Below are 19255 nucleotides of genomic sequence, written 5' to 3'. Positions count from 1 at the left end.
CACATATTATAACACGTGCTCGAAACAAGTGTATAGTTCATTCATGTTTTGCGGAAAACACCTACTGTCCAAATGTGAAATTTATATCACCGAACTTACACATGGCGTGAACTTGAAACGTGTTACAATAAATACACATTGGGAGGTGGCAATTTATGGCAATAATTGCAAGTAATGCAAAAAGAACAAAAACGAATAGAAAATCGGAAGCTGCAAACAAGAGCCAACGTTCAAGTTTAAAAACAGCTTTACGCAGTTTCAATACAGCAATTGAAGCTGGCGACAAAGAAAAAGCCGAATTACTATTCAGCCAAGTTAATTCATTATTAGACAAATCGATGACAAGCAACATTCACCACAAAAATTATGTAGCTCGTAAAAAATCGAATGTAGCTTTAAAACTTAACTCAGTAAAATAACCTTCTAAGAAGGTTATTTTTTTATATCATGGCTTGAATCATAAACAGTTCAAAAGCTACAAATCGGTCAATTTTTCCTTGCTTAACATCTTGATCGATACGAGCCAATTGATCCAACAACGTTAGAAGCCCAAACGATGGACGCATTTGATGTTTCACCAGAAAATATACCTGTTTTTCTGAGAGCGATAACCGCTCTGCAATCCCCTTATTTGACATCCCCACTTCGTAAAGAGCACTGACCTGATAAATTTTACGAAGACTACTTCCAACAAGACCGAGTAATGCAAGTGGGTCCACTTTTTGCGCCAGTAGGTTTTGATAAACTTCAAATGCTTTTCCAATATTTTTTTCTAAAAGTGCATTTGAAATAGCAAAAATATCCTCATCGATATTTTTAGAGACAAGAACACAAACATGCTCTCGTTCGATCCGTTCACCCACTAAACTAAGTTTATTAAGTTCTTCATACAAACGTGCGACATCATGGCCGATTCGCGCCAATAATTCCACCATCGCTGGCTGCGAGATATCGATATTTAATCTTTCGACTTCGTTTTTCATCAACAAACTGAGCTGACCAATATCCGGATCTTTAATTTGATGAACGCGTGCATGCTTGGCGATTGCCTTTCCAATTACGGATTTGACGAGTGGTTTTTTTTCAAATGTAATAATCAGACTAACGTCAAACATAACTTGCGCCATAAGTTCCCCTAAAGATGCTTCAAAATCTTTAACCATATCATCATGTGTCGATAGTACGATTGCTTTTTTATCACCAAACATCGAAACGGTCATTACTCGTTCGAGTAATTGATCAAACGTAAATCCTTTATCACGCGTATCAAAAAAAGATACATCAAATGCACCATATTGATTTTCATATTCTTTAACGATATTATCCACCTTTGCCTTAACAAGCGAAGGTTCTTTTCCTACGATTACGTCTAACATACTATCACCTACTCTATTATACCAAAGACCCCACGCTTTGACACAATGTAATCAAAGAATGGTGTAAATACAAAATGAATACTGCCTGCCTTTGATGTTTCAAGAATCTGAATGCGGTGTTGTTTTAAGCGATGAATCACTTCATCGTGGGGATGACCGTATGTTCGAGGATTTGAACTAATAATCGCATAGTCCGGCTTAAGCACCTCAAGCAAACGGGGATCTGTAGATGTTTTTGAACCATGATGGCCCAATTTTAGAATACGTATGGGTGTTTTAAAGTCGTATAAAGCTACCAAATCACGTTCTTGTTCTCTTGACGCATCGCCCATAAACATTAAGGTATGATCTTTAATCTGTAAACTCAAAAGGATACTGTTATCATTTTTAGATGGATACACCTTTCCCTCGAGAAATTCAGTCAGTAATTCGGGCTCCATTCCTTTTTTATCAATCACCTTTATCACATTGTAATCCTTTAGAATCCGATTGCGATTACCATCATGGTCTGCATCTTCGTGGGTAATAATTAGCTGATCTAGCTTTCGAATACCATAAAGGGCCAGTACACGTTTAACTTCGGGATAACCCGATGGTTTGCCAGTATCAATTAAGGTAACATGAGCCGAAAAAGGCGCACGCACTAAAATGCTATCCCCTTGCCCAACATCGATAAAAGTTACCGTGAATAATGGATTATATACAGTAATAAACCCTGTCAATGCACACCACAGGATTGCATGTTTCTTGGATTTTACCAAGATAATCATCACAAAACAGATTAGAGGTGGCATACCGTATATAACCCATCGTGCTTCAATCGCCTGAGTTAATAAGAACCAATGTGCAAGTAATTCTTCCATCGCATCTAATGCAACTCCACTTAAAACTGAAAAATGAAGCACCACTAAGAATCCCCCCAAGATGGGAGAAAACAGTTTCGCTAAGTTTAAGCTTATTAAATCCAAACGTTTACAAGTATAAAAAATAATAGCCGTTCGCAACAGCCATTTTGGTATGGTACAGAAAATATAGCCTAAATGCATCACCAACATCGGTCCATATGAAATCAAGATTGCCGGTTGCTTTAACGGATTCTGTATAAACACCGTGAGCAAAAGGAGTGCATGGGCTGGTGTCACAAATTGCCTTAATAAAAAATTAAGATTGGAAGGATTGACACCAAATAAGTATTGATACCAAAGCGTCACGATACAATTCAAAATTTTGGAATGGATGGGAATGTTGAAGCGTTGTTTGATTAATACTAAACATTTCGAAATAGCTCGAATTTGAAAGGACACAAAGGAAAAGTAACTTGTTTTGTTTTCAAAAAAATATGCATGAATATGCGGATACTTTTGTATCGTTTCGTAAGTGTGCTGTATGAATGGTAGCGACCCCATTCGCACAATCCGATTCAATGAAACGTACTCCCGATTTACAAATTCGTTAAACCAAACAAAATCACCGAGATTCCCTTGATAACGTCCCTCTAAACGAATTTTGAAATAAAGACCCTGAATCAAACTATAATGATCATTGATTTCAAAAACATATCCAAGCGGTAATAAAGTCGTTAGATATTGATGAAACACCACCATTATCAGAAAGATGGCCGGAAAGCAGAGACGCCAGGGATCACGAAGATAAAGAAGCAGCAGAAACCATAAAATACAAATAAGTGCTTTGAGAACCATTGGTTCAACCCATGACCCAAGCAACAATCCATAGATTAGATACATACATCATCACGGATGCGCGCTAACATTTTAGGTCCAATGCCTTTAATATTTTGAAGTTCATCAACCTTAGTAAAACCGTTATAACGCAAACGATATTGAATAATTGCATCTGCTTTTCGTTGCCCAATCCCTTTAATTTGCATTAATTCTTCGCGGGTAGCGTAATTAAGCGAAATACATGGGGTATCTTGTTCCAACTTAACCACTTGACCTTCATAGAATTCGAAATCAGTCGGGATATTTTTAAAATTTTCACGTTTAAAACCCAACCGGAGCAAAATATCATCGAGTGTTTCCTCAGGCATCACCGTGACAGGATATTGTTGAGAACCTAGATCAAGAATTATTTCCAGTTTTTTAGGTGTATTTGGACGAATCATCTGAACGCTAAAGCCCCAAATGAGAATTCCAAGCATCCCTAAAACAATACCAAGAATCCGCATCACTCACCCCTATACTAATTATGCGTTGACGCATTGACGACATAAAAAAAAGAAGCGCATGCTTCTTAGTTTATTTTAAGGACTTTAACTTCGTAAGGTTCATCAACTTGAACTTCTACAACATCGCCTTCTTTGGCTTCGTTCATAGCTTGAGCTAGTGGTGAAACATTGGATAGTTTACCATTTTCAGGATCTGCTTCAACAGAACCTACAATCGAGAATGTTTCTTCAATTTCCATTTCCATATCATAGATTGTTACCGTTGCCCCAAGGCCAACAGTTTTATGTTTTTTAGCTTTTTCACCGTCAATGATTTCAACTTTAGTTAATGTTGCTTCAATTTCGCGGATGCGTGCTTCAACACGAGCTTGACGATCGCGTGCTGCATCGTAATCAGCATTTTCAGACAAGTCACCTTGTGCGCGCGCTGCTTTTAAATCTTCAATAACTTCTGGACGTTCAACTTCGATTAATTGACGAAGCTCACGATTTAATTCATCTAAACCAGCCTGTGTTACAGGAATTCTTTCTGTCATGTTCATCACTCCTTGAATAAAAATTATACCACACTCGTACCAATGATACTACTTATTTTAGTTGTAAGCAGATCAATGGCAACTGTGTTATGAGCCCCTTCGGGAATTATAATATCGGCATAGCGCTTTGATGGTTCTACGAACTGTTCATGCATTATACGAACGGTGGACATATATTGTTCAATAACATGATCTAAAGTTCGTCCTCGTTTATTAACATCACGAACAAGTCGTCGAATAAAACGAATGTCTGCCGGTGCATCCACGAAAACCTTAATGTCGAGTAAATCCCGTAAACGTGCATCATCTAATGTCATTAACCCTTCAAGTACAATAACGTCATTACACTGAATTTCTTCTGAATACTGACTGCGTGTATGATTCATAAAATCGTACACAGGTTTATTGATCGAAACACCATTCTTTAAAGCTTTCACATCCGCAACTAGAAGATCCATATCAAAAGCAAAAGGATGATCATAATTGGTTTCCAATCGTTCTTCCATGGGTAAATGACTTTGATCTTTATAGTAATCATCCATTTTGATGATTACCACTTTTTGAGTTTCATCAAAATGTTTCTTTAATTTTTTTGCAATACTCGATTTTCCGGATGCACTTCCTCCGGCAATCCCAATAACAATTGGATTCATTATAGCCTCCTCATACTTAATGAAGTATTTCTTTTACACGCTCATCGTGTTCTTCAAATGTTTTTGAATAATATATTTTCCCATAGTCTGGATCGTTTTTATCTGCCTTTACATTCGCCACAAAGAATAAATAATCATGATGCGAATAATTTAACACTGCTTCAATGGCCGATTCAGATGGATTTAAGATCGGTCCTGGTGTAATCCCCTCATATCGATAGGTATTATACGGAGAATCAATTTGATTGTTGGTCATTGACTCACAATCATCCCAGTCATCAAATTCATACAGGGCATAACAAATTGTCACGCTTGATTCGAGTTTCATACCTTGGTTCAGACGATTGATAAAGACCCCTGCAACATCGCGCATATTTTCATAACCTGGAGCTTCATACTCAACAATCGACGCTAAACTGAAAAGTTCATAAGGCGTTAGATTCAATGTTGAAATTTTATCCTTGTAATTTTGATATTTATCATTACCGTTTGCGATGAGTCGCTCTGTAATTTCTTCTTCAGAATTATTGACATTAAACTCATAGGTGTCTGGGTAAAGGTATCCCTCGAGCAGAACCTTTGCGTCTTTATTTTTAAGTAAATCTTTTGATAAGACTTCATATTGAGACATTAATGATTCAATATATTTTGGATCATTCCAAAGTTCAAGGAATCGTTCCGCTTTCGTGTTCGTTACAGCTGAAATCTTTTTGGCCATATCTTTTGCCCAACTTCCCTCAACAAGCGTAATCGTAACCGATCCGGTTTTATCATCTACATAAGAGGGACGTTCAAGATAATTAAGAATGTGTTCAACATCCCAACTTTTATCTAATACAAACTGACCTTCAAACAATTCACTGTGGTGACCGAGTTTTGCCTTTATTTTTGTAAAGAAAGACGATCGTACGATTCCCTCATCTGCTAACCGATCAATCACCGAAGACATGGTGTCCCCTTCATTTACATTAAAAAGAACAGTTTGACTGTCCTTTGTAACGCTCTGTGTGTTGATATTGAAAAGAAGCATAAAGCCTACTACCGCAATCACACAAAGAAGCAAAAGGCCACCAAGAATTTTCTTAGTGTGAGTGGTCATGACCACATCCGCAATTGCATTCATGATCATCTGAAGCTTCTTTTTCTTCATGATTATGACCGCAAGCACAAGTGCCTTCTTCATTTGATTCATCGTGTTGAATTACAAATGCATTAAAAACTTCTTCAATCATTGCCCATTCTTTTGGATCTGTAACGGCATTTAATGCGCCATCCTCTTCATAACTTGAGACAAATACTTCGCCTGTTGTATCTTCAGGACTTACATACAATACATATTTTTTATTGAATGTATCATCATCAAATGTAAATAAGATTTCCATTTCTTGTTCAGTTCCGTCATCATTGATGACAATTAGTGATTTTTCTTCCATTTTAATTTCCCTCCATAAAACGGCGTTTATCCAAATAGGTTTGAAGTATATGGACTGCCGCAAGTTGATCGACAACTTTCTTTCTTTTTTTTCGTGATACATCTTGATCAATAAGTTGGCGATTTGCAACGACACTTGTAAGACGTTCGTCTATTAAAACAACCTCACAATTAAACCAAGACTCCAATGTCTTTTTAAATTCTTCAGAAATTTGGGCACGTTCCCCAACATCATTATTCATCATCTTAGGAAAACCCAAAGCAATTACTTTTACGCGCTCTTTAGTGACTAATGCTTCTAAAGGTTCTTTTAACTCATCAATTGACGCTTTATAATAGAGTGTCTCTACCGGATGAGCATACATACCCAGCCCATCCGATAAAGCAACACCACATGTTTTAGAGCCTAAATCGAGACCTATTATCTTACCGATCATTTATTTTTCACTAAGATAAAAACGCACTAACTCTTCAATAATTTCGTAACGTTCTACTTCCTGAATCTTCACACGCGCGTTATTGTGTGATGAGATGTAAGCTGGGTCATTTGAGATTAAATACCCAGAGATTTGACTGACTGCTTGATAGCCACGTTCCTCGAGTGCTGATTCAACTTCAGCAAGGATTTCTTTAATTCGATCACGACGCACTTCATCTGAATTGAAAGCCATTGTTTCTGTCACATTGTGTTTCGACATTTATATCACATCCTTTGTCTTTATTTTATCGTATAAACTCTAAAAGATAAAGTTATTAAGCAATTTTGTTAGAAATCACTAATTTAGCTGCTTCAATTTTCGAAACATCTTTACCACCAGCTTGAGCAAAGTTGGGTTTACCACCACCATTACCCCCTGTTGTTAGTGCTGCCTCTTTCGCTAAGTCTCCTGCTTTGATTCCTGCTTTAATTGCTTTATCACTACATCCAACTACGAAAGTCACTGCAGACACTTTATGATTTGCAACGAAGACGATATCAACGTGATCACGAACTTTTTCAACAAGTTCTTTGACAACATTCATTTCTTGATCTTCCATGTCAATCCATACATATCGAAGGTCATTACCGACAACATGCGCTTTTTCGATGTACTCTTGTGTTTTCGCTTTAAGAACATCGGCCATCATTAGTTTGTACTTACCTTCTAATAATTTCATGTCTGCTTCCATCTCTTCAATTTTTGACGAAATAGATTTTTGAGGAGATAACTTTAACTGAGTGCGAATTGCATCCATTTTCGTTTCTGTTTCTTTGTAATCTTCGTACGCACCAAAGCTTGTCTTACCTAAGATACGACGTACGCCAGAGCCTACACTTTCTTCAGATACAAGCTTGAAGACTCCAATTTCTCCCGTACCATGAGCATGTGTTCCACCACATAATTCCATAGAAACATCACCCATCGTTACGACCCGTACAACAGAACCATAATTCTCTGAGAACAGAGCCATAGCTCCCATTGCTTTAGCTTCTTCAAGTGGCTTTTCAACAACCGTGATTGGTAATGAAGCCGCGATCCACTCATTGATCATTCGCTCAACTGTTTCGAGTTGCTCGTCGGTAACTTTTTCAAAGTGGGAAAAGTCAAAGCGGAAATAGTTTTCATCAACAAACGACCCTGCTTGGGAAACATGATCTCCTACAACAGTTTTTAACGCAGCATGAAGTAAATGAACACAGGAGTGATTTTTACGGATTAATACGCGACGTTTCGCATCAATTCGAAGATCGAATTCTTGTCCCATTGTAATCGTGCCATCCACTTCAACAAAATGAAGTGGTTGACCTCCGTTCGCTTTTTTCACATCAAGTACGTGACCTTTAGCACTATCGGATTCAATAGTTCCTGTATCCGCAACTTGTCCACCACTTTCAGCATAGAAGCATGTCTTATCAAAAACAACATGTCCTTTACCCGTAAAGGAATCAACAAGTTTACCCTCAACAAAGAGCCCTACAACGCGCCCCTTCGTTTCAAAGGTATCATAAAGAAATTCACTTTCTGCTTTGAAATTCAGTAAATCTTCTTGTTGCGAACCCATGGATTCAACTTTTTGTCGACTGTTTCTTGCACGCTCTTTTTGCTCTTGCAAGGAAGCTTTAAAACCTTCTAAATCGACGGTGACACGATGTTCATCAGCAATTTCTTGAGTTAATTCGATTGGGAAACCATACGTATCGTAGAGTTTAAAGGCAACCTCACCTGTAATTATTCCATCTTTATTCGATTCAATCGTATCAAGAAGTAATTTTTCACCACCAGCAAGTGTTTTCGCAAAACGTTCCTCCTCACTTAATATGAGTTTCATAATCATATCACGATGATCAGAAAGATTGGGATAAGCCTCACCCATAACCGCAATCACATCATCCACAAGCGTATGTAGGAATGTTCCTTCAATCTCGAGAACCTTCCCAAAACGTACCGCACGTCGAAGAATTCTGCGCAATACGTAGCCACGTCCTTCATTTGAGAACACAGCCCCATCTGCAAGTGTAAAGACAAGCGAACGAATATGGTCGGAAATAACACGATAAGCCATCACATTATCTTGGTATTTATGGGGAGTCAGTGCTTCAATTGCTTGAATAATCGGAATGAATAAGTCTGTATCAAAGTTTGTATCACCATCTTGAACAATACTTACAAGTCGTTCGAATCCCATTCCTGTATCAATGTTCTTTTGTGGTAATTCTTTAAAAGTATGAATATCTCCGCCTTCAACACCATCAAATTGTGAGAAAACAATATTCCATACTTCCACATAGCGATCATTCTCGAGATCTTCGAAGAATAAGCGTTCTCCAATATTTTCGGGGTCATACTTTGGACCGCGGTCATAGAATATTTCTGAGTTTGGTCCACAAGGACCATCCCCAATTTGCCAAAAGTTATCATCCGTACGCAAAATTCGTGACGGATCAACATGATATTTATTGACCCAAATATCGTAAGCTTCGTGATCATCCGTGTGTACACTAAAGTAAGCATTGTTAATATCTAAATCAAGCCACTCTTTTGAAAATAAGAATTCATACGCAAATCCGATAGCTTCCTCTTTAAAATAATCACCAATTGAAAAGTTTCCGAGCATTTCAAAGAATGTATGGTGACGTGCTGTCTTTCCTACATTATCAATGTCATTCGTTCGTAAAGACTTTTGAACATTAGCAATACGAGGTTTTTTAGGTTTAACACGGCCGTCAAAATATTTCTTTAAAGCTGCTACCCCAGAATTAATCCATAATAGCGTATCATCATCAATTGGCACAAGGGGTGCACCCGGTTCAATCATGTGATCTTGTGCTTTAAAATAATCCAAGAACATATTTCTAATTTCACTGCTTGTAAGTTGCTTCATAACTTCCTCCTAAACATAAAAAAAACATTCCCTCCAGGAACGTTTTCACGCGGTACCATCCTGATTTATACAAGTGTATACATCTCACATGTTTTTAACGCAAACAATACGGAGTTTCCTCATCTTCTAAAGGAGCACCGATCCAATGTTGTTCAAGTTTTTCACCAACCAACTTGTCTCTAAAAACAACGTTTGAACCAATATATCTTTAGTACGATTTTTCAACACCATTTTACCACATCAACACTTATTTGACTAGCCTTGGACCAACATTTCTACCTTTGCGACATCTGCGACATGTCCCACCACCACTAAGACATCATTTTCCTCAAATACAGCATCTGGGCCCGGTGATAAAATCATCGCCCCCTTGCGGTTTAAAGCAATAATTGTCATTTTCGTAGTTTGATAAAACGCAGAACTCCCGATCGTCTGCCCAATTAATTTTGAGTTCGCCCGTAAAGAAAACTCAAAGCGTTTTAAAGGATCTGAAAATGTAAAGCGACTTGATAAATCTACAATTTGACTCACAATTGTGTTAATTTCTTCATCAATTTCATGTCGTTTATCCATTAAAAATGTTAAACGATGTTTGAGTTCCGTCACATCCGTTACTGAAGAAAAGGAATCAAGATAACTAATGGCAGCTTCTTTACTACCAATAATAACCCCATAATTGTTGGCAACATGCACAACATCGACCTCTTCAAGCAAGCTCATCGCTCTCCGAATTGTTTCAGGAGAAACGCCGTATTCGCTTGATAATATGGAGCGGCCCGAAATCCGTTCGCCTTCTATTAGATCATTACGTGCAATACGAGCTGCAATATCAAGAGCAATTTGTTGATATCGTGCCTGTTTTTTCTTCGTCATGATTCTCATCCTCACAATCTCTCTATAGTTTAAATCTTATCATAAAACGATTGAAATTAGAAAAAAAACAACATCGATATGATGTTGTTTTCCTAAATTTTATTTTATTCGTTAAACATTGGTGTCGACAAGTAACGTTCGCCCGTATCCGGCAATACAACAACAATTGTTTTGCCTTCATTTTCTGGACGTTGTGCTACTTTTAACGCTGCCGCAACTGCTGCACCGGAAGAAACACCAACAAGCAATCCTTCATTTTGAGCCAATTTACGGCCAATTTCAAATGCTTCTGCATCCGTAATTCGAATCACTTCATCATACAAATCTGTTTGAAGAATCGATGGAACAAAACCAGCTCCAAGACCTTGAAGTTTGTGAGGTCCTGGTTTTTCACCTGATAAAACTGCTGAGTTTTCCGGTTCCACTGCAATAATTTGAACTGATTCATTCTTTTCTTTTAAAAATGAACCTGTACCTGTAATTGTACCACCAGTTCCAATTCCGGCAATGAATATATCAACTTCGCCTTCCGTATCGGCATAGATTTCTGGTCCTGTAGTTGTATAATGCGCTTGAACATTTGCGGTGTTGTCAAACTGCGCTGGGATAAAGGAATTTCCAAAATCTTTTGCGAGTTCTTCAGCTTTTGCGATAGCACCTTTCATGCCACTTGCGCCGTCAGTAAGAATTAACTCTGCACCATAAGCTTTTAGTAAATTACGGCGCTCTACGCTCATTGTTTCGGGCATTGTTAAGATTACGCGAAGTCCCATCGATGCGCCAATGGATGCAAGCCCAATTCCTGTGTTACCACTGGTTGGCTCAATAATAACCGTTTCATCATTTACCAAACCCTGTTTGCGTGCTTCCGTTAGCATTGCAAATGCAATACGATCTTTCACACTACCACCGGGGTTAAAAAATTCAACCTTTGCAAGAATAGGATTCTTTAATCCTGCTTCTTTTGAAATGTTATTCAGTTCTACGAGGGGTGTTCGTCCAATAAGTTCTGTTATATTTTTATATGTTTTCATATTATCACCTTTACCTATATGTTATATATGTATTATACAACAGATTGTATTTGTGTCAATCCAAACACTCTGTCCCTTTTATTGACATTACATAGTAAAAGACATAACATTGTAGGTAATAAGGAGTGATGACATGAAATTATCCGCACGAACACGCTACGGAATTGCAGCGATGACGTATATGCATATTAATGATCAAGAACTCACAACATTGGTTAATATCGCTGAACACCTCAATATTTCTAAAATTTATCTTGAACAAGTTTTTTCAAGTTTAAAACAAGCGAATCTTGTTGATGCAGTCAAAGGACCGGCGGGTGGATATTATTTAAAATCAAAAGAATGCAATATGTTTAATATCCTCAATGCTTTAGAACCTTCTCTCTTTGAGAAAACCCCTGCTTCGACAGATGACAATATTATTAATGCGGCATTATGCACCCATTTATATACCCCAATTGATGAAGCTTTACGTGAAACACTAAAAGGCATCAAACTAAAAGAAATCGCCGAACTCATTAAAGATGAATCCGGCGACGGTAATATGTATTATATTTAATCTTCAAGGGAGTCGAGATCGACTTCCTTTTCTTTTGTTACACGAACTCGTGCAATTACTTTTTCATCAAGTTCCATAATCGAGAAACGGTATCCATGATAAAGGACATCGGATAAATCTTCGCGAACGTCTTCCTCAGTTGGTAGACGACCAATTTGTCCAACTACAAAACCACTAACAGTATCATAATCTTCAATTGGTAAATTAATTTCAAGGACATCCTCTAAATCTTCAATATCACAAGCACCATCTACTAAGTATTCGTCCAGATCAACAGCAACAATCTCTTGCTCTTCTTCCTCATCATACTCATCCATAATATTCCCCATGATTTCTTCAATGAGGTCTTCCATGGTTACAATTCCAGCAGTTCCGCCGTACTCATCAATAACAACTGCGAAATGCATCTTGCTATTTTGCAACTCTCTAAAGAGTTCATCCGTACGTTTTGAATCGGGAACATAATAGGGTTCACGAATAATTTTCTTAATTTCAAAAATTTCATCATCGCGATGATCTTTAACATAACGCAACAAATCACGAAGATGAATCAAACCAATTATATTATCAATACTGTCTTCATAAACTGGATAACGCGTAAAACGTTCTTCATCTACAAGTTCCATAATTTCTTCAAAAGTACTTGATACATCAATACCAACAACTTCAGTACGGTGCGTCATAATATCCGCAACATCCAAATTATCAAATTCAAAGATATTGTTAATCATTTCTTTTTCCGTGACATCAATTTCTCCCGCATCAACCATGATACGAATTTCTTCCTCAGTCACTTCATCTTCTGCCTTATTTGGATCGATACCAATAATTCTCAATACTAAATTCGTGGATAGCGATAAAACTTTGACCAGTGGCTTAGTAAGGACCGCCAACACGGTAATTGGATACGCTACAAAAAACGCGAATTTTTCTGGACTTGTCATCGCAATTCGCTTTGGCACCAATTCACCAAAAACCAACATCAAATATGATGTTAATAGTGTAATCAAAATCATTGAAATTGGTTTCATTACCGTAGCAGCAAGCCATCCATTACTTACAACCCAATCCGTTAAAACCTGAGCAAATGCCTCTGAAGCAAAAGCCCCTGACAAGATACTTGCGAGCGATACACCAATTTGTATCGTTGATAAAAAACGGTTTGGTACTTGCTTCAATTCCAATACGCGTTGCGCTTTTTTATGACCCTCATCGGCCATGCTTTTGAGTTTATTATTATTAACTGAAACGAAAGCAAGCTCACTTCCAGCAAAAAATGCGTTTAAAAACACTAAAAACAATAGGGTTAAGATTTGTACAAACATGATTGACCTCCCCCTACAATTAAATGATTTATCTGATTCCTTTTAGGATAACTATCCTGGTCACTGTTTTCCACAAACAATCCTCCAAATTTTCTATAACAGTAATTCTACAAACTACACCCTCACTTGTCAATACTGAGGCATTGTGTCGTTGTCTTTAATATAAATAATTATATCATATTTTCATGGTATTGATGCATTGAAGCGAAAAGAGGCAAATGCCTCTTTTTAGATTTTAATCATCAAATGTTTTCAATGCTTCGCTCATATTAACATGATTTGCCTTACGCGCCATTAATACATTAATCGTAAGCGATAAGACGAAAGTCATCACAATTGCCACGAGCACACTTGCAGGTAGCAGTTCGCGATTAAACATGATCGCATCCAGCTCCGCTTGGAGAATCACGAATTGGTGTAGGAAGTATCCAAAACCGACACCAAATATTAGACTAATGACCGTAAGAATGACATTCTCACGCAGAATGTATGTCGCTAATTCTTTTGGATAGAACCCCAGCACTTTAAGCGTTGCCAGTTCTTTATAACGTTCACTGATATTCATCGTGATCAAATTGAGTAGCACTATAACCTCTAATGCAAAAGCTGCCCCAACAATAACGTAAATAACAATATCAAAATTTCCCATCATATCTTGGTAAGATTCACGCATATCACCTAAAAAGCTTACATTAAAGACTGAATCTTGACTGAGTAATTGTTCTGAAACCTTATCGTGATCATCTTGCGTGTTAAACAAATACATGTTTTCATCAAGTTTTTTTCCTGTAAGCGTCTCATATTGCGCTTCACTCATAAAAATGTAATGCGACACATAGTTTTCCGAAATACCGCCCACAGTAAGTTCATAGTCGTGTTCATTCACTCTAAAAACCAATGTATCACCGATGTCAACATTCTTCAAAATCGCTAATTTTTCAGTAATTACAACTGTCTCGTCTGAAACGGAAATTGCCGCTTTTGTATGGCGATCACGCAATTGTATAAAATGGGGTAGTGATTTAAAATCTTGTGCCGCATACAACGTCGCATCCAAGTCATCAACCTTAACGGCTTCTGTAGCAATATGGATTGCATCGTCGACAGCAATCCCATCTGTCGCGAGTTCTTTATCATAAAGAACCATCGCATCATATTGAATTACTTCATCAAATTGTTTATCGACGATGGAATAAATGGAATGTTTGAGCCCGAAACCGGTAATGAGTAAACCACAGCATCCACCAATACCAAGGATGGTCATGGCAAAGCGGGTTTTATTTCGAAACAGATTTCGTAAACTGACTTTGTAAAGGAAACTGAGGCGATTCCAAATAAACGGAATGCGCTCAAGTAAAATGCGTTGACCGCTTTTGGGAAGAGGTGGTCGTAATAGGTTCGCAGCCTTTTCACGACTTACGGACATAGATTTAAGCATCGCAACCCCAACACTGGAGATAAAACTGATAAGTAGTGGCATCGCAGCATAACTCCACACAAAACCACTCTCAAGTTCGGGGGTCAAATACATAATTCGGTAAGCATTATAAATTAGAGTTGGAATGAGATAAAAGCCCATTAAAAGACCTAAAATCGAACCCAACGCCCACGCAATCCCGGTGAACCCCACAAATTTCATTGCCGAAGCAAGCCAAGAGTACCCTAATGCTTTGTATACCCCAATTTGCATGCGCGATTCATCAACCATTCGGGTAACCGTACTTAGGGTTACAAGGATGGCTACACCGAAAAATATTAGAGGGAATACTTGTCCGATTGCTTCAATTCGATCACTGTCTTGATAGAATTCCCGATAACCGATGAGAACATCTTCTCGATCCAACAGATATAATTTTCCTTGATCTGCATCCTCAAGTTCTTGGTAACCTTGATCAATTTCCTGCTGTCCTGCATCCAAGAGTTTGTAACTCTCTTCTTTCTTATTTTCAAATGAAGTTTCCGCTGCCGCTAAAGATTGTAATCCTTTATTATATTCTAGAATTCCTTTTTGGATGCGTTCTTGACCCGCTTTAAACTTTTCTTGACCCGCTTGAAGCTGCTCTTTACCACTTGCAATCTCTGCAGCATTTTTATCGAGTTCTGTTTTTGTGGCTATAAGTGTTGTCTCCGCTTTATCAAATTCAGCAATATTCGCCAAGGCTTCGGTTTTTTGCGGTTCAGGTAAGTCTTCAACCACAGTTTTAAGTGCTTCAATATCGGCACGTTTCGCTTCCAAAGCTACGAGAGCTTGGTTATATTGTTTTTTACCAATTTCAAGTTCGGTCTCATAACCTTTTAAAATATTCTCACGTTCACCGACTGTCTGCGCAAAACGACGAACAGCACTGTTAAGCTTCGTTTGCAAATCACCCGGACCCGGTTCAGATGATAATTCGAGGATCCCATTTTCAAGTTCTTCGTGAGCATCTTTAAGCTGTGTCTTTGTTTGATTTAATGTTCGTTGTGCTTGTCCAAACTGTAGGTCTGCTTCTTCTCGCTTTTGGTCAAGTTCAGCTTGTGCTGTCTCCAGTTTTTCTACTACAGGTTCCGAAGCACGCTCAAAACGTTCTTTAGATAGTGTCGCTTCTTGATCTTCAATGAGACGTTTTTGCGTATCTAAATCAACATTCTCTGGAAATACGAAACGTGCACTCGTAAATACATCAATTTCTTTATCGAGTTCAAAGCCGTAAACAAATCCAAGGACATTTCCCGAACCGATTTTACTTTGACCACGTTCTAAGTTCATATATAAACTAGACTCTGCAAAGCCTACAATGGTTAGCGTTGCCGGTTTAAATACATCATTTTTTTTAAGTTTAACGACATCTCCCAATTCAAAACCACGATGCTCATTGAGAACTTTATCCACCACAATTTCATTTTTTTTAGTTGGCATGCGTCCTTCAACAATCGTCAAATCTTTTTCTGTTTGTTTATTAATTTCGATAATCTTAACAACACCATCTACATCTCGAAGTCCTATAAAGGCATCGCCATCGTAGACACCTACCGCATCACCGTCAACAATTTCACTGAGAGACTGCAGCATCGGTTGGTCAATACCAAGACTGTGACGGTATTCTAAATCCATCACTTCACTTTCCTTCATGTATCGGTCTCCGGTTGCTCGCATATCGTAACCTGTAACGCGAATTCCCACAAAAAAACCAACCCCGAGGGCCGTGATAATGAGAATGGCTACAAATTGAAACCATTTAGCCTTTATCTCACGAAGAATATCCTTTACCATGAGATATCATCCACCGACTTCACGTCTTTATTTGTCCAATTACGCTCTACCTTACCGTTTTTAATTTCAATAACGCGATCTGCAATTTCCGTAATCGTCTGGTTATGCGTAATAATGACAACGGTCATATTATAGATATCTGAACAGTCGCGAAGCACACGTAAAACTTGTTGTCCCGTTTCAGTATCTAACGCTCCCGTCGGCTCATCACACAAAAGCAGTTTGGGATTTTTAGCAATTGCCCGGGCAATTGCGACACGTTGTTGCTCCCCTCCGGACATTTGAGCAGGGAAATTCCCCATGCGATTTTCAAGACCAACCTGTTCTAGGATCATCTTTGGATCCTTCGCATCTTTACAGATTTGGGTTGCTAGTTCAACATTTTCTAAAGCCGTAAGATTAGGAATGAGATTATAAGATTGGAACACAAAGCCAACATCATCACGACGGTACGTTGTCATTTCGCGATCACTCATCCCTGTTATCGCTTTACCATCGACTAAAATACTCCCTGTAGTCGGTGTATCCATGCCACCAATAATATTCATAACGGTCGTTTTCCCTGCTCCAGAAGGCCCAACAATAACAACAAATTCTCCTTCATTAACTGAAAAATCAACCCCGTCACAGGCTGATATGGATACTTTCCCAACTTTATAGATTTTTGTAATATCTTTAACTTCAATGTAACTCATAACGCATTAACCTCCCGAATACATTTCATAAGCTGTTCATGTGTATTAATTAAGGTGCCTTCAATAACACCATCCAAACACATATTTAAAGTTTCTTCAATTGCCTTCCCTTCAAAACCCATCATTTTTAAATCAGAGGGTTTGATTGATAAATCACGAATGGATGTAGGCAAATTCATTTCAATTATTTCATCAATGATTGCGTTTATATGAGAACAACGTTGTAATTGATATTGAGCGCGTTCTCCTTTCTCTAAATTATCTGCACGTTTTACAACCATCAAATCCTGAACCCAGTCAAGGCCATGAACACGAATTAATTGTTGCAACTCCGAAGTGACGGGTTGAACCTTTAAATCATGTTCCAGGATAAGTTTTTCTAAATACTTAATTTTTTTATTTGAAAACTGGAAGCCTTTTAAAAACGGATGTGCAACAACACAACTTGCTTGAGCGTGTCCAGGATAATGTGCTACGCCCTGTGCATCAAATGTTTGGACATAGAGTTTCCCTAAATCATGAAACAAAGCCACCCATTTTAAATCGACACGATTGGAAATACCATTCATCGTTCGAATGGTATGTTCGTAAAGCGAGTATTGATGAAATGGATTGCTCTGTTCAAACGTTTGGGCTTCTTGTAGGGGTGGAAACACATTCATTAAAAATTCCGGACATTGAAGACTCGTTTCTAAAAAATAAGGTCCTTCCAAATAGCGACATAATTCCCCATAGATTTGAATCAACTTCAAACGATGAATGGACGGTAACAAATCCAGGACCGCTGTTAATGACTGCGATTCAATATCAAACCCCAGTTCAGACTTAAAACGGAAAAGCCGTGCAATGCGTAAAGCATCTTCTTCAAGGCGTTTCTTTGGATTGCCAATAATGCGCAAAGTTTCTGATTTTAAATCATCAAGGCCATTATAATAATCAAGTATGCCATGACGTGGGTGATAGTACAGAGCATTCACAGTAAAATCGCGTCGTTTCGAATCTTCAAAAAGACTGTTAATAAATTCCACCTTCGAAGGACGTCTTCCATCTTCATAATCTCCCTCGATACGCATCGTAGACAGTTCAAAATGTTCTTGGTCTAACGTAAATTTGATACCAAATTCTTGCCCGTTACGTTCGATTGGATAGTTTTTGTAAATTTGTAAGAGTTGTTCTGGTAATGCATTGGTACAAAGATCAATGTCAAAGGAGCGATGACCCCTAAGGGCATCACGAACATACCCACCGACGATAAAAATTTCAAAACCACGTTCGGTGAGTTCCATCATAACTTTTTGTATATTTGTTGATAATTGAATCATTTGTATCAACTCCCATTAAATTATAACATTCTTATTTCAAAGGTGAGCATTGTTCACCAAAAATTAACATAATAAGTATAAAAAAAGAGGGCTATGCCCTCATAATTATTTAATGTTGATTTTATTGGTAGTTTCTTCTTCAACTTTACTTGGTAAGACAATTTGCAAAATCCCTTGTTCGTAACTCGCATCAATGGCACTGGCATCAACATCCGCAAATCGGATTTGGCGACTTACAACTTTTTTATTGCGTGATCGGTAGTAGTATTCCTTTTCATCCGTTTCATTGGTTTCTTGATGTTCAGCCTTAATCGAAAGTACATCACCGCTAAATTGAATATCAATATCTTCTTTATCAAAACCTGGCATCTCGACATCTACGCGATAATTGCCACCTTCACGATAAATATCAATACCTGTACCGTATCCTGGATTGTTTAATAGATCATCACCAAATAAACTTTCTAGAAGTGTTGTTGGTCTTTTTGTTACTGAGTTATTCATAATTTTTGCCTCCTTTTAGCACTCTTGTGTATCGACTGCTATTACACCCTTAGTATAACACATGATTTAGCACTGTCAACAGTCAAGTGCTAAAAGATAGTTTAATTAACTAATTATTAGGTATGCCATTCTTGACACCCTT

Annotated in this window: 19 protein-coding genes; 2 read left to right on the top strand and 17 right to left on the bottom strand. The window is 37.9% G+C overall.

The annotated features are described in order from the left end of the window. Positions 1–155: 155 nt before the first annotated feature. The gene (rpsT, locus tag B096_RS0100455) at positions 156–419 is read left to right on the top strand and encodes a 30S ribosomal protein S20 (protein ID WP_018578813.1); all 264 of its coding nucleotides are present in this window, start codon (positions 156–158) and stop codon (positions 417–419) included. 21 nt (positions 420–440) lie between these two features. On the opposite strand, the gene holA is transcribed toward rpsT, so the two are convergent. The 12 genes from holA to cysK all read right to left on the bottom strand — a co-directional run bounded on the left by holA (position 441) and on the right by cysK (position 11455). Then, positions 441–1376, bottom strand: coding sequence for a DNA polymerase III subunit delta (holA, locus tag B096_RS0100450; RefSeq protein ID WP_018578812.1), 936 nt, complete (start codon positions 1374–1376; stop codon positions 441–443). An 8-nt stretch (positions 1377–1384) separates the two neighbouring features. After that, entirely contained in the window at positions 1385–3121 is a 1737-nt protein-coding gene (locus B096_RS0100445) for a ComEC/Rec2 family competence protein (protein ID WP_018578811.1), read from the bottom strand. Continuing rightward, positions 3112–3564, bottom strand: a complete 453-nt coding sequence (locus tag B096_RS0100440; protein WP_018578810.1) for a ComEA family DNA-binding protein — start codon at positions 3562–3564, stop codon at positions 3112–3114. Before B096_RS0100440 ends, B096_RS0100445 begins: the two co-directional genes overlap by 10 nt. A gap of 65 nt (positions 3565–3629) precedes the next feature. Further along, on the bottom strand, positions 3630–4100 hold the full coding sequence (gene greA / locus B096_RS0100435) for a transcription elongation factor GreA (protein ID WP_018578809.1): 471 nt from the start codon (positions 4098–4100) through the stop codon (positions 3630–3632). A 23-nt stretch (positions 4101–4123) separates the two neighbouring features. Further along, on the bottom strand, positions 4124–4753 hold the full coding sequence (udk, locus tag B096_RS0100430; protein ID WP_018578808.1) for a uridine kinase: 630 nt from the start codon (positions 4751–4753) through the stop codon (positions 4124–4126). Between the two features lie 16 nt (positions 4754–4769). Then, the gene (mltG, locus tag B096_RS0100425; RefSeq protein WP_244264549.1) at positions 4770–5903 is read right to left on the bottom strand and encodes an endolytic transglycosylase MltG; all 1134 of its coding nucleotides are present in this window, start codon (positions 5901–5903) and stop codon (positions 4770–4772) included. Continuing rightward, positions 5836–6186 (bottom strand): DUF1292 domain-containing protein, encoded by a 351-nt coding sequence (locus B096_RS0100420; RefSeq protein ID WP_018578806.1) that lies wholly within the window; start codon positions 6184–6186, stop codon positions 5836–5838. The genes mltG and B096_RS0100420 overlap by 68 nt, the downstream gene beginning before the upstream one ends. Position 6187: 1 nt before the next feature. Then, the gene (ruvX, locus tag B096_RS0100415; protein WP_018578805.1) at positions 6188–6622 is read right to left on the bottom strand and encodes a Holliday junction resolvase RuvX; all 435 of its coding nucleotides are present in this window, start codon (positions 6620–6622) and stop codon (positions 6188–6190) included. Next, on the bottom strand, positions 6623–6883 hold the full coding sequence (locus tag B096_RS0100410) for an IreB family regulatory phosphoprotein (protein WP_018578804.1): 261 nt from the start codon (positions 6881–6883) through the stop codon (positions 6623–6625). Positions 6884–6938: 55 nt separating this feature from the next. Next, complete coding sequence (alaS, locus tag B096_RS0100405; protein WP_018578803.1) at positions 6939–9548, bottom strand: alanine--tRNA ligase; 2610 nt, start codon at positions 9546–9548, stop codon at positions 6939–6941. Positions 9549–9803: 255 nt separating this feature from the next. Beyond that, positions 9804–10421 (bottom strand): GntR family transcriptional regulator, encoded by a 618-nt coding sequence (locus B096_RS0100400; protein WP_018578802.1) that lies wholly within the window; start codon positions 10419–10421, stop codon positions 9804–9806. Positions 10422–10525: 104 nt separating this feature from the next. Beyond that, complete coding sequence (gene cysK, locus B096_RS0100395; RefSeq protein WP_018578801.1) at positions 10526–11455, bottom strand: cysteine synthase A; 930 nt, start codon at positions 11453–11455, stop codon at positions 10526–10528. 133 nt (positions 11456–11588) lie between these two features. Between cysK and B096_RS0100390 the strand changes: the two genes are divergently transcribed. After that, positions 11589–12014 carry an RrF2 family transcriptional regulator gene (locus B096_RS0100390; RefSeq protein WP_018578800.1) on the top strand — a complete coding sequence of 142 codons (426 nt, stop codon included), beginning with the start codon at positions 11589–11591 and terminating at the stop codon, positions 12012–12014. Here the strand turns inward: B096_RS0100390 and B096_RS0100385 are convergent. The 5 genes from B096_RS0100385 to B096_RS0100365 form a co-directional block, all read right to left on the bottom strand. Beyond that, on the bottom strand, positions 12011–13339 hold the full coding sequence (locus tag B096_RS0100385; protein ID WP_018578799.1) for a hemolysin family protein: 1329 nt from the start codon (positions 13337–13339) through the stop codon (positions 12011–12013). The genes B096_RS0100390 and B096_RS0100385 overlap by 4 nt on opposite strands. A 235-nt stretch (positions 13340–13574) precedes the next feature. Further along, positions 13575–16592 (bottom strand): ABC transporter permease, encoded by a 3018-nt coding sequence (locus B096_RS0100380; RefSeq protein ID WP_018578798.1) that lies wholly within the window; start codon positions 16590–16592, stop codon positions 13575–13577. Next, entirely contained in the window at positions 16586–17287 is a 702-nt protein-coding gene (locus B096_RS0100375) for an ABC transporter ATP-binding protein (protein ID WP_018578797.1), read from the bottom strand. Before B096_RS0100375 ends, B096_RS0100380 begins: the two co-directional genes overlap by 7 nt. Next, positions 17284–18609 (bottom strand): CCA tRNA nucleotidyltransferase, encoded by a 1326-nt coding sequence (locus B096_RS0100370; RefSeq protein WP_018578796.1) that lies wholly within the window; start codon positions 18607–18609, stop codon positions 17284–17286. The genes B096_RS0100375 and B096_RS0100370 overlap by 4 nt, the downstream gene beginning before the upstream one ends. A gap of 105 nt (positions 18610–18714) precedes the next feature. After that, complete coding sequence (locus B096_RS0100365; protein ID WP_018578795.1) at positions 18715–19113, bottom strand: Hsp20/alpha crystallin family protein; 399 nt, start codon at positions 19111–19113, stop codon at positions 18715–18717. Between the last annotated feature and the right edge of the window lie 142 nt (positions 19114–19255).

The sequence above is a fragment of the Erysipelothrix tonsillarum DSM 14972 genome (assembly GCF_000373785.1).
GTDB lineage: Bacteria > Bacillota_I > Bacilli_A > Erysipelotrichales > Erysipelotrichaceae > Erysipelothrix > Erysipelothrix tonsillarum.
Note: the sequence above shows the minus strand (reverse complement) of the source record. Positions and strands in the feature narration are given on the sequence as shown.